Origin of the sequence: Streptomyces filipinensis, from assembly GCF_014649495.1 — a bacterium.
In the GTDB taxonomy this organism is placed as follows: Bacteria; Actinomycetota; Actinomycetes; order Streptomycetales; family Streptomycetaceae; genus Streptomyces; species Streptomyces filipinensis.
Genome location: NZ_BMTD01000006.1, coordinates 42,585 through 54,537, shown reverse-complemented (window position 1 = coordinate 54,537; position 11,953 = coordinate 42,585). Strand labels below are relative to the sequence as shown.

The 11,953-nt window shown below is 71.4% G+C and carries 10 protein-coding genes; 4 read left to right on the top strand and 6 right to left on the bottom strand.

Features of this window, described 5'->3' with window-relative positions; translation table 11 throughout:
• Nucleotides 1-34: 34 nt before the first annotated feature.
• From IE244_RS15635 to IE244_RS15625, 3 genes are read right to left on the bottom strand one after another with little or no spacing between them, the layout of a single operon-like run.
• The gene (locus tag IE244_RS15635) at nucleotides 35-796 is read right to left on the bottom strand and encodes an amino acid ABC transporter ATP-binding protein (protein ID WP_308436267.1); all 762 of its coding nucleotides are present in this window, start codon (nucleotides 794-796) and stop codon (nucleotides 35-37) included.
• The gene (locus IE244_RS15630) at nucleotides 793-2,553 is read right to left on the bottom strand and encodes an FAD/NAD(P)-binding protein (protein ID WP_191874136.1); all 1,761 of its coding nucleotides are present in this window, start codon (nucleotides 2,551-2,553) and stop codon (nucleotides 793-795) included. Before IE244_RS15630 ends, IE244_RS15635 begins: the two co-directional genes overlap by 4 nt.
• The gene (locus IE244_RS15625) at nucleotides 2,550-3,407 is read right to left on the bottom strand and encodes an amino acid ABC transporter permease (protein WP_191874135.1); all 858 of its coding nucleotides are present in this window, start codon (nucleotides 3,405-3,407) and stop codon (nucleotides 2,550-2,552) included. The genes IE244_RS15630 and IE244_RS15625 overlap by 4 nt, the downstream gene beginning before the upstream one ends.
• Nucleotides 3,408-3,851: 444 nt before the next feature.
• On the opposite strand from IE244_RS15625, the gene IE244_RS15620 reads away from it, so the two are divergent.
• Both IE244_RS15620 and IE244_RS15615 read left to right on the top strand, forming a co-directional pair.
• Complete coding sequence (locus tag IE244_RS15620; RefSeq protein ID WP_229854143.1) at nucleotides 3,852-4,778, top strand: ABC transporter substrate-binding protein; 927 nt, start codon at nucleotides 3,852-3,854, stop codon at nucleotides 4,776-4,778.
• A 342-nt stretch (nucleotides 4,779-5,120) separates the two neighbouring features.
• A complete protein-coding gene (locus IE244_RS15615) occupies nucleotides 5,121-5,564 on the top strand; it encodes a cell division protein SepF (RefSeq protein ID WP_031162357.1) in 444 nt (147 codons plus the stop codon).
• A gap of 37 nt (nucleotides 5,565-5,601) precedes the next feature.
• Here the strand turns inward: IE244_RS15615 and IE244_RS15610 are convergent, their stop codons facing one another.
• Both IE244_RS15610 and IE244_RS15605 read right to left on the bottom strand, forming a co-directional pair.
• Nucleotides 5,602-6,792, bottom strand: coding sequence for an acyl-CoA dehydrogenase family protein (locus IE244_RS15610; RefSeq protein WP_191874133.1), 1,191 nt, complete (start codon nucleotides 6,790-6,792; stop codon nucleotides 5,602-5,604).
• Nucleotides 6,793-6,893: 101 nt separating this feature from the next.
• On the bottom strand, nucleotides 6,894-8,501 hold the full coding sequence (locus IE244_RS15605) for an MFS transporter (RefSeq protein ID WP_191874132.1): 1,608 nt from the start codon (nucleotides 8,499-8,501) through the stop codon (nucleotides 6,894-6,896).
• Between the two features lie 260 nt (nucleotides 8,502-8,761).
• Between IE244_RS15605 and IE244_RS15600 the strand changes: the two genes are divergently transcribed.
• Complete coding sequence (locus IE244_RS15600; protein WP_191874131.1) at nucleotides 8,762-10,126, top strand: mannosyltransferase family protein; 1,365 nt, start codon at nucleotides 8,762-8,764, stop codon at nucleotides 10,124-10,126.
• 237 nt (nucleotides 10,127-10,363) lie between these two features.
• Nucleotides 10,364-11,392: a phosphatase PAP2 family protein gene (locus IE244_RS15595; RefSeq protein WP_191874130.1), complete on the top strand. Its 1,029-nt coding sequence runs from the start codon at nucleotides 10,364-10,366 to the stop codon at nucleotides 11,390-11,392.
• A 211-nt stretch (nucleotides 11,393-11,603) separates the two neighbouring features.
• On the opposite strand, the gene IE244_RS15590 is transcribed toward IE244_RS15595, so the two are convergent.
• Complete coding sequence (locus IE244_RS15590; protein WP_191874129.1) at nucleotides 11,604-11,819, bottom strand: I78 family peptidase inhibitor; 216 nt, start codon at nucleotides 11,817-11,819, stop codon at nucleotides 11,604-11,606.
• Between the last annotated feature and the right edge of the window lie 134 nt (nucleotides 11,820-11,953).

The window sequence follows — 11,953 nt, the reverse complement described above, 5'->3', positions numbered from 1 at the left end:
TCCCGCCCGCCACGACCGGCCTCCCCGCCCATCCTCACAGCACCTTCGCCAGGAACGCCCGCGTCCGCTCCTCCCGCGGAGCGCCGAGCACCTCACCCGGCGGCCCCTGTTCGACGATCCTGCCGTCGGCCATGAACACCACCGTGTCGGCGACCTCACGGGCGAACGCGATCTCGTGCGTGACGACGATCATCGTCGTGCCCCGCTCCGCCAGGTCCCGGATGACGTCGAGGACTTCGCCGACCAGCTCGGGATCGAGCGCCGAGGTCGGCTCGTCGAACAGCAGCAGCTTCGGCTCCAGCGCGAGGGCCCGCGCGATGGCCACCCGCTGCTGCTGGCCGCCGGACAGCTGCCGGGGATAGGCGTCGGCCTTGTCGCCGAGCCCCACCCGCTCCAGCAGCCGGCGCGCGGCCGCCACCGCCTCCTTCCGGGGCCGTCTCAGCGCGGACACCGGCGCCTCGACGACGTTGTCCAAGGCCGTGAGGTGCGGGAAGAGGTGGAAGTTCTGGAAGACGAACCCGATCCGGGTGCGCTGGCGGAGCACCGCGCGCTCGGGCAGCTCGTACAGCTTGTCCCCGGCGCGCCGGTACCCCATCGGCGAACCGTCGACGCTGACCTCGCCGCGGTCGGCCTTCTCCAGATGGTTGATGGTGCGCAGCAGCGTCGACTTGCCGGAGCCGGAGGGGCCGAGCACGACGGTCACCTCGCCGGCGCGCACCGTCAGGTCGATGCCCTTGAGGACGTCGAGCGGGCCGAAGCTCTTGTGCACGGACCTGATGTCGACCATGACGCTCATCGCGCGAGTTCCTTTACGTGTGAGGCGCTCAGAAAGGCCAGCGCAGCCCGGGCGGTGGCGTCGTTCTGCCGGAACGCTGCCCCGCCGGTGCGGGGCCGGGTGAAGGCTCCGGGGGTACGGGCATCGGTGTAGGGGCCGAGCGCGAAGCGCCGGGGATGCGGTCTCCCGGCTCCGTCGAGGATCCGGCCGTCGCCGGGATCGACCCGGAGCAGCCCTTCGGGGGTCTCGGCGGCGCCGTCGGCGTGCAGTTCGCGCAGCAGGCTGTCGCGGGCCCGGCCGAGGGTGGGCTCGGGCAGCCGGGCCTCGACCAGCGCGCGGGCCTCGACCGAGAAGCCGGGCACGGTGGGGCTGGTGGCCCGGAACACCCCGTCCTCGGCGGTGACGGTCATGCCGGCGCCGACGAACTTCAGCAGGCCGGCCCGGGACAGCGCGAGCATCTGCCGCAGCCGGGGTCCGGGCGGCCCGGACGCCAGGTAGCTGAAGAATCCGTGCCACCAGGGGCCGGTGTTCCCGAGCCGCACGAGCTGCCCGTAGACGGAGAGCAGCCCGAGGAAGACGCCCAGGTCGGCGCTGTGCGACGGGTCGTGGCGTCGCTTCAGGTCGCCCTCGACGTACGCCCGCAGCCCGTCCTGGAAGTCCTCGTGCGAGGTGTACCGCACCCCCGCCAGCGGGTGGTCGAGCGCGGTGAGGTCGAGCCGGTCGGCGGGGTCCGGTACGGCGGCGGTGACCAGCGCCAGGGTCTCGGCGGGGCCGGCGGCGGCCGCGTACCTCTGCTCGAAGTCGGTCCAGGCCATCGCCGTGCGCTCGGCGTGGGCGGTGAACAGCCGGTGGTAGTGGGCGTAGCCCAGCTCCTTCTCCACCAGCGGCCACACATCGCGCCGGAAGTCGAAGCCGTCCGGGCGGGCCAGCAGCGCCTTCGCCTCGGCCGGGCCGAAGAAGCGGGGCAGCGGGGGCCGGTCGCCGGTCCAGTCGTAGCCGATCTTCGAGTGGTACGGCACTCCGCGCCGGGAGCCGACGTGGAGCACCGGCTCCCGGCCCGAGGGAAGGTACACCTCGCCCTCGTACCGCCCGCCGCGTCCCTCGGTGAGCAGCACCATCAGGTCGACGAAGGCCAGCCCGAAGCCCCGCACGAGGACCGGTTCGCCGGGCCGCAGCGGGGACAGGTCGCTGTCGGCGGTGAAGTCGGGCGGCAGGTGCACCAGGCCGTGTTCACGGGCGTAGGCGGCCAGGGCGGCCTGCTCGTCGTCGGGTTCGGCGTCGAGGTGGCCGAGGGCGAGGACCACCAGGTCGGCGAGGAGGGGGCGTGAGCGGCCCTCCAGCCACACCTGCTGGCGGCCCTCGCGCGGGCCGCTGACGCGCAGGGCGCGCCGGGGGTGGTGCCGGACGGTGACGCCCGGCGGCAGGTCGGCCAGGGCCTGCTCGTACACCCAGCGCAGGTAGCGGCCCTGGAGCTGCCGGTCGGCGAAGGTGCCGCCGTCCAGCGCGGCCCACTCGTGCAGGGTGGGGCCCGTGCGCACCGGGCCGTCCATGGTCACCGTCTCGTCCGTGAACATCGTGACGTCCTCGGCGTGCGAGTTCATCCACAGCAGCGGCGACTGGGCCTGGCGCCAGATGCGGCCGCCGCCGGGCGGGTGCGGGTCGACCAGATGGATGTCGAGTCCTGAACCGGTGTACAGCTCGGGGGCGTTGGCGGCGATGCGCTCCAGGAGTCCGGTCGCCCGCGGCCCGGCTCCCACGATCACCAGCTGCGGCCTCATCGGGCGTTCTCCGTCCCGCGCGCGTAGTACTTCTCGACGTAGTGCTGTCCGATGCCGAGCAACGAGGTGACGACCGCGTACCAGAGGGTCGCGACCATGAGCAGCGGAATGACCTGGTAGGTGCGGTGGTAGATCAACTGGGCGGAGAACAGCAGGTCGTTGACGGCGATGACGCTGACGATCGAGGTGCCCTTGAGGGTGCCGACGAGCATGTTGCCGGCGGGCGGCACGATGGAGCGCATGGCCTGGGGCAGCACGATCCGCCACCAGCGCCGCCACCGGCTCAGGCCGAGCGCCTGGGCGGCCTCGATCTGCCCGCGGTCCACGGAGAGGATGCCGGCCCGGACGACCTCGGCGGCGAAGGCGGCCTCGTGCAGGGTGAGTCCGACGATCGCGACGGCGACCGGGGTGAGCAGGTTGACGGTCCGCACGCCGAACACCTGTGGGTACAACGCCCCGATGTTGAACCACAGCAGCAGCTGCACCAGGATCGGGATCGACCGGAACAGCCACACATAGCCCCAGCCGACCGCCCGCAGCACCGGGTTGGCGGAGAGCCGGAAGGCGGCGAGCAGGGTGCCGAGGGCGAAGCCGAGGACCATCACGACCGCGGTCAGCCACAGGGTGAGCCACAGCCCGCGCAGGATGGAGTCGGTGGTGAGGTAGTCGGCGACGACGTCCCACTGGAACGCCTTGTTGCGCACGACGGAGTTGACGGCGAGCCCGAGCAGCACGAGGACGGCGGCGGCCGCCGCCCACTGGCCGTAGCGGCGTCGCGGGACGATCCGCGGGGCGTTTGCCGGCTCGGGGATCTGTGCTGCGGTGGGGAATTCGGCGAGGGTGTCGGATGACATGCGAAGGCTCCGTGACGCTTGGTCGAACGTCAGAACACGGGTGGTGCCTTCACACGGCCGAGCCCCTCAGCAGGGCCGTCCGACGAGAGTACGTGGGCGTTTCCCGCCGCTGTCAAGGCTGTCCGTACTGTGAGCCGTACGTCTCAGGTCAGTTGACGCGAAACCGGATGCCTGTTCCACTTGGCCCATGCATCCACAGCAGTGGCTGGTCACCCGCTCCCACATCGACTTCGGTCGCGTGTGGTCCTCTTCCTGTTGAGCTGACCCCCCTGCGCACGCCTGCCGGTCGGCAGGCGTGCTCGCGTTCTCCCGTTCCTCGCCTTCCGCCACGCCTTCACACGCGCACCCCTCCCCTCGCGCCCCCGCGTCACTTCCGCCCTCCGCGCCCTGCTGCCCACAGGAGACGACTGCTCGATGCGCTCACGCCTTTTGCTGCCTTTTGCCATGATCACGTCGGCCACCCTGTTCCTCACCGCCTGCGGCTCCGGCTCCGGCGGCCCGGGCGGAACGGGCGCATCCGCGGTGGCGGCCGGGTCCGGCGGGGTACCCACCACGGACGTCGTCTCCGCCGAACGGAAGGACGACGCGGCGGCCGCTCTGCTGCCCGCCGGCACCACCCGGCTCACCGTCGCGATCAGCGTCGGCGGCACCCCGCCCGGCACCACCTACCTGTCCGACGGCACGACGCTGACCGGCCAGGACGTCGACTTCACCAAGGCGGTCGCCAAGGTGCTCGGGATCCGGCTCAAGGTGGAGCAGGCGAGCTTCGAGGCGATCCTGCCCGCGCTGGACAGCGGCAAGTACGACTTCGGCGCGAGCAACTTCGGCGTCACGGACGAGCGCCGCAGGACCATCGACTTCGTCACCTACGTCAACGACGGCCAGGGCTTCGCCACTCGCGAGGACAGCCAGCTGACGAAGATCACCGACCTCAGGCAACTGTGCGGCCTGAACGTGGCGACCGGCGCCGGCACCACCTTCGAGGCCACGCTGGAGGAGAACAGGCACGTGTGCGCCGACGCGGGCAAGAAGGCGTACCAGGTGCAGACGTACTCCGAGCAGAGCGCGATCTGGTCGTCGGTGCAGCAGGGCCGCAGTGACGTCGTGATGTCCACGATCAACGGCCTGCGTTACGCCGTGGCCCACCAGCCGGGCCTGAAGTTCCTGGGCGAGTACCACCGCCTGGACGTGGGCTTCGCCTTCAGGAAGGGCACGAAGCTGGCCCCGGCCTTCCAGGCGGCGGTCAACAAACTGCTGGCCGACGGCACGTACGCCAGGATCCTGAAGAAGTGGGGCACGACGGGCTCGGCCATCGGGAAGTCCCGGATCAGCCCGCCGGAAGTGAAGAGCCCGGCGGACCACACGGCCTGATCCTCCGTCAGGAGCGAGCGCCGGTGCATGTCATCGTTCGTCACGATGAGCGCACAGTCTGACGATCCCGCACACGACGATCCCCGGTGATGTGGTACGAGGTTGACGTTCACCCGGACGCACCGGGCGTCACCCGTCCGCCGCCGACTATCATATTTCACTCTCAGTCAGCAGCCGTATGAGTCGGGACCCTTGGGGCACAAGGACTCTCGACGGATCGTCTGTGCACCAGTACCGTCACAAACCCCCCGCGCGGCGTCTATCCACTTGGCGCGCCGTCCGCATCATGGATGACCATAGGGATGCGGAAAGCAAGAATGACCGCTGTGAGAGGAGGCGTCCATGGGATCGGTACGCAAGGCGAGTGCGTGGCTCGGCCTCGTCGACGACAACGATGACGAGCGTTACTACGACGACGAGTACTCCGAGGGCACCGAGTCCGGGTCCGGGGACGCCTGGGTCACGGACCCCCGGGTGAAGGTGGCCGCGGACACGGCCGAGGAGAAGGGCCGCCGGATCGGCACGGTCACCCCGGACAGCTTCCGGGACGCCCGCGCCATCGGCGAGCTGTTCCGGGAGGGGGTCCCGGTCATCATGAACCTCACCGCGATGGAGCCCGCCGACGCCAAGCGCGTGGTGGACTTCGCGGCGGGGCTCATCTTCGGTCTGCGCGGCTCGATCGACCGCGTGTCCAACCGGGTGTTCCTGCTGACGCCCGCCGACACGGAGATCATCAGCGGCGAGGCGTCCGCCCACCGCGAGGACGGCTTCTTCAACCAGAGCTGAGGCAGGGCCGCTCACCGGCCCTGCCTCCTTGGGGGGCTCACCGGAAGGCGTCGAGCCCGGTGAGCGCCTTGCCCAGCACGAGCTGGTGCATCTCGACGGTGCCCTCGTAGGTGAGCACCGACTCCAGGTTGGTCGCGTGCCGCATCACGGGGTATTCGAGGGAGATCCCGTTGGCGCCGAGGATCGTGCGTGCCGTACGACAGATCTCGATGGCCTCGCGGACGTTGTTGAGCTTGCCGAAACTGACCTGCTCGGGACGCAGGCGGCCGGCGTCCATCCGCCGCCCGAGATGGTGGGCGAGCAGGATTCCCTTGTGCAGTTCGACCGCCATGTCGGCGAGCTTGGCCTGGGTGAGCTGGAAACCGCCGATGGGGCGCCCGAACTGCTCGCGCGTCCTCGAGTAGTCCAGGGCCGCCTCGAAGCTGCTGCGCGCCGCGCCCATCGCGCCCCAGACGATGCCGTACCGGGCGTGGGACAGACAGCTGAGCGGTCCGCGCAGGCCGGTGACGCCGGGAAGCGCGGCGGTGGCGGGCAGCCGTACGTCGTCCAGTACGAGCTCGCTGGTGACGGAGGCGCGCAGGGACCACTTGTGCTTGATCTCGGGCGCCGAGAAGCCTCGGCTGTCGGTGGGCACGACGAATCCGCGGATGCCGTCCTCGGTCTGCGCCCAGACGACGGCCACGCCGGCGACCGACCCGTTGGTGATCCACATCTTGCGGCCGTTGAGGATCCAGTCGTCGCCGTCGCGCTTGGCGTGGGTGCGCATGGCGGCGGGGTCGGAGCCGTGGTCGGGCTCGGTCAGCCCGAAGCAGCCGATCACCTCGCCGGCCGCCATGCGGGGCAGCCACCGCTGCTTCTGCTCCTCGCTGCCGAACCGGTGGATCGCGTACATGGCGAGGGAGCCCTGCACGGAGACGAGGGACCGGATCCCGGAGTCGGCGGCCTCCAGCTCCAGACAGGCGAGCCCGTACTGCACGGCGCTGGCCCCCGCGCAGCCGTACCCGCTGAGCGACATGCCGAGCGCCCCGATCGCGCCGAGCTCCTGCGCGAGCTCATGGACACCGGGCAGCTCCCCCTGCTCGTACCACTCGGCGATGTGCGGCAGCACCCGGTCCGCCGCCCAGGCCCGCACGGTGTCCCGTACGGCCAGGTCTTCCGGTTCCAGCAGGTCGTCGATCCCGAGCGGGTCGGCGGGATCGAAGGGGGGCAACTTCGAGGACGCGGACATGGGGAACCCTCCGGCACGCACGAAAACTAGCACCGCTAGTTACATTTCGACGCCGACGTTACGGTGCAGTGTCCCGCACGTCCAGTGGTCTTCGTGTCCCGTCAGGCCGAGACGCGGGACTCCGCCACTTCCCGCGGCGCGGGCAGCTCCACCGCCGCCGCGGGCTCCCCGCACTGCATGACCCGCGGCAGCCGCAGCGCCATCACGGCGCCCAGCAGCAACAGGACCGCGCTCACCAGCAGCGTCACATGCAGCCCGTGCACGAAGGAGTCCCGCGCGGCCCGGCGCAGCGCCGCGCCGGCGGGCCCGCCGAGGCGTCCGGCGATCTCGTAGGCCTCGCCGAGCGAGTGGCCCGCGGCGTCCGCGGCGGGTCGCGGCACGCCCGGCACCCCGCGCAGACCCGGGGCATAGGCCGCGTTCATGACGCTGCCGAGCAGCGCGATGCCGATGCCCGCACCGAGCTGGTACGAGGTCTCGCCGATCGCCGCCGCCCCGCCGGCCTGATCCGCCGGGGCCTCACTGAGCATCGACTCGTACGCCCCGAAGAGCGTGGTCTCCAGGCCGAAACCGAGCAGCACGAAACCGGACAGCAGCAGCGGTGCGTTGTCGGTGCCGCCCATCGCGGTGAGCGTCACCACCGCCGCCGCGGTGAGGCAGAAACCGAAGCAGACCATCCGGCGCGGCCCGAAGCGGCGCAGCATCCGCGCGCCCGCCAGACCCGCCGCCATGGCCGCGATGGTCAGGGGCAGCAGCCTGAGGCCGGTCTGCAGCGGGGAGAGGCCGAGCACCAGTTGCAGATACTGGGCGGCGATCAGCTCCAGACCGACGAGCGCGAGCATCGCCAGCACGATGCAGCCCACCGAGGTGCTGAACGCGGGCCGGCGGAACATCCGCAGGTCCACGAGGGGATGCGGGAGCCGCCGCTGCCGTCGCAGGAAGAAGAACAGAAGGGCCGCGCCGGCCAGCAGCGGCAGCACCGTGAAGGGACTCGCCGGTGCCTCCCCGCCGCCCAGCCGCTTCACACCGAGGACGACGCCGAAGAGTCCGCCGGCCGCCATCAGGGCGCCGGTGACGTCCCAGGGGCCGCCCTGGTCACCGCGGGACTCGGGCAGCAGGATCCGGCCCACCGGCAGGCTGACCAGCATCAGGGGGATGTTCACGAGGAAGACCGCGCCCCACCAGAAGTGCTCCAGCAGGAACCCGCCGAGCAGCGGTCCGACGGCCGCGCCGACGGCGGCCACCGCGCTCCAGATGCCGATGGCTAGGGCGCGCTCGCGCCGGTCGGGGAAGACCTGACGCAGGATCGACAGGGTCGCCGGCATGATCATGGCGCCGCCGACGCCGAGCAGCGCGCGGGCGAGGATGAGCATCTCGGCCGTCTGCGCGAACGCGGCCACGGCGGACGCGACACCGAACAGGCCGTAGCCGAGCAGCAGGACGCGCCTGCGGCCGATCCGGTCGCCGAGGGTCCCGAAGAGGATCAGCAGCGAGGCGCAGACCAGCGGATAGACGTCGACGATCCAGAGCAGTTGTATGGCACCGGGCTTGAGGTCCTCGGTGACGGCGGGCACGGCCACGTGCAGCACGGTCGCGTCGAGGGCGACGAGCAGCAGGCTGACGCACAGGACGACGAGGACGACCCAGCGGTTGGCACTGGCCCCGGCCGCCCGACGGCGCGGCCGTACGGCAGCCGTGGTCGTCCCGGACATGTACGTACCTCCCAGATGAGCCTCGCGTCGGGGCGGACCGACAGGGTGGGGACTCCCTGTCGTACGGCCGGAGAGGAGCGGTGTCTCCGGCCCGCGCAAACCCACGCGGGTGACTCGTCAGCGTACGCGAGTTCGCCACGGGGGCACGTGGCGGACCTCTCACACGCACGACGGAACCCGTGTGGCGTACGCCACGTCGCTCTCCCTCGACCACGCCCCGGGGACCGGGACGGTTCCGCCCCCGGTCGATAATCGAGTCCGTGACCGATCTTGACACGCGCGTGACCCCGCCCCGCGCCCCCCTCCTGCGCCGGGCGGCCCCGGCCCTCCTGGGCTATGCGGCGGTCCGAGCCCTGGGGCTGGTCGTGCTGGCGGGGTGGAGCGCCGCGCGCGGCAAGAGCGCGCACACCTTGCTCACCGCGCGCTGGGACTCCCTGTGGTACTCGCGGGTCGCCGAACTGGGTTACGGCTACGAGGTGCGGCTGCCGAACGGCGACGTGCACTCCAACCTGGCGTTCTTCCCGCTGCTGCCGTGGCTGGAGCGGTTGCTGCACGCGGCCCTGCCGCTGTCGTACGCGGACGCCGGTCTCGTCGTCAGCCTGCTCGCCTCGCTCGCCGCGGCCTGCGGCATCTTCGCGGTCGCCGAAAAGGTGTACGGCGCCCGGGTGGGCGTCTACGCCGTCCTGCTGTGGGCGGTGCTGCCGGTGGGGATCGTGCAGTCGATGGCGTACAGCGAGTCGCTGTTCACGGCACTGGCGGCCTGGTCGCTGTACGCGCTGCTGACCGGCCGCTGGCTCACCGCGGGCACGCTGGCCGCACTGGCGGGGCTGACCCGGCCGGTCGGTGCGGCGGCGGTCGCGGCGGTGTGGGTGGCGGGCGTGATCTCGTTCGTGCGGGAACGGAGCGCGATGCGCACACCCGGCGCACGTAACGCCGGACACGCCCAGGCGCATACGCCGAGCGCACCTAATGGAAAGAACGCCCCGGCGCACGCACCTGGCGCACCAGAAGGCACACACACCCCAGCGCCCGCTCCAGGCGCATCCGCCACCACCCGCACTCCAGGCGCACAGGCCCCAGCGGCCGCGCCGGACGCACGCCACACGCCGGACGTCCCGACGGTGTCCGGCCGACGCCGTGCGCTCGGCATGCTCATCGCGCCGCTCGGGGCCGCCGGATATGTGCTCTGGGTCGGGCGGCGGACCGGGAGGGGCCCGCTCGGATACCTGGACGTGCAGGCCGGATGGCGCAACGGCTTCGACGGCGGTTATGCCTTCGCACGCTTCGTGGCCGACAAGTTCACGTCATTTCCGTCCGCCCTGGCCGGCACCGGCCTGGTCGTCGGGGTGGCCCTGCTGCTGTGGCTGTACGTGACCGGTGTGCGCCGGCGTCAGCCCGTCGAACTGCTGGTGTACACGGGTGTCGTCCTCGCGCTCGCCCTGTGCGCGTCGAGCTACTTCGGCTCCAAGCCGCGGCTGCTGCTGCCCGCCTTCCCGGTGCTCCTGCCGCTCGCCTGCGCTCTGGCCCGGCTGCGCACCTCCCGATCGGTGCTGGTCATGGTCGTGTCGGCCCTCGCCTCGGCGGTCTACGGGGCCTTCTGGCTGAACGGCTCCGGTCCGCCATGATCGACATCGCCGGCCGATGACACCCCGGAGAATTCCGCGCCAGGACCGGGTTAACGCATTCATAAGCGCCATATAAACAACGCCCGGCATGATCAAAGGAATTGAAGAGAACACCGTCGCTGGATAGCGGAATCGCTTGAATTCGGACCGCGCTTGAGACGTTTCCCACATCACATCGTCATCACAAAGCCCCTGTTTCGACCGGGAACACAGCTCACTCGCTGTAACGTCGATTGGGTGCGTACCGAACGAAACCTCACCCGGCGTCTGGACCGGGTGTTCGCCAGACTCGACCGTGAGCCGGAACGGCCGGCCCACATCGACATGCCAAGGATGAGCCGCCACCGGGTCGTTCTCTTCACCGCGACCCTGGCTTTCTACCTGGCCATCGTGTGGGCCGTGGTGATCACGTCCTGGCTGGTCCGGCTCGACTGGCAGGTCATGTTCTTCCGGCCGTACCAGCAGTGGCCCCAGATCCACGCCTTCCTCGACTACTACGTGGTGCTCGGCCAGCGCGGCCCCACCGCGGTGATGGTCGCGGCCTGGCTCGGCTGGCGCTCCTGGCGGCAGCACACGCTCCGCCCGCTGCTCACCCTGGCCACCTCCCTGCTGCTGCTGAACATCACGGTCGGCGCCGCCAAGCTCGGCATGGGGCGCCTCGGTCCGCACTACGCGACCGTGATCGGCTCGAACGAGATGGGCCTGGGCGGCGATATATTCCCCAGCGGCCACACCGCCAACGCGGTGGTCACCTGGGGCATCCTGGCCTATCTGGCCTCGACCCCGAGAGCACGGCGCTGGCTGTCGGCGCTGTCCGCGATCACGGCGCTGGGCGTCGGCCTCACCACCGTCTACCTCGGTACGCACTGGCTGAGCGACGTCCTGCTGGGCTGGGCCGCGGGCCTGCTGATCCTGCTCGCCCTGCCGTGGTTCGAGCCGCTGATCGCCAGGGCCGAGACCGCGCTGTTCGATCTGCGCGACCGCTGGCGCGCCCGGCGCGGCCGCCCCGTGCCCGAACCGGCCGTCCCGGTCACGCCGGTGGTGCTCCGGCCGCGCGCCACACCGGCCGAGCAGCCGACGCCGGCGCGCGAACCGGTCGCCTCGACCCGCGCCTCGCGGGGGCTGGCCCATCTGGCCCCGGGCCCGCACACGACCCGTTCGGAACGCACCCCGGTCACCCCGGCGGGCAGCCGCCGCCCCCCGCACGCCGACCACCGCCTGCCGCGCGGCACCACCCAGCCGGCCCGGCCGCTGACAGGCGGCTGACCGCGGGAACGGACACGGGGCCCGGTACGCGCCTCTGCCCCGCACCACGACGAAGGCCCCGTACTCCGAGGAGGGAGACGGGGTCTTCGCCTGCCGGACGCGGGCAGCGCGCCGACAGGGCGCGGGGGGCCGCGCGACGAGCGGCGACGGGCCCGCGGAGGGACGACGACCGGCCCCGGCCCGTGCGATGCCGGCCGGACCCGGCAGGGCGTCAGCCCTTCCAGGCGCGGGCCACCCGGCCCTCGCTCACCTCGAAGTTCAGCCGCCCCGCCCGGTACTCCATCGTGATGACCGCGCCCGGCGGCAGCGACCGTACCGTCGGCCATCCGCGCTCCCGCGCGAGCCGCTCGGCGTGCGCCGCGTCGAGGCCGACGTACCCGTCCGGACTGTCCTGGGGCTCCGCCGGCGGAGTGGGAATCGATGCCATGCCGCCACGCTACCGCGCAGCGCAGGGTAAGAGTCCTATCAGACTCCCGTCACACTTCTGTCACAGCTTCCCGACCGGCGTATCCCTCGAACTCCTTCACACGTACGAGGGTTTCCGTAGGGCTCAGCGGTGTA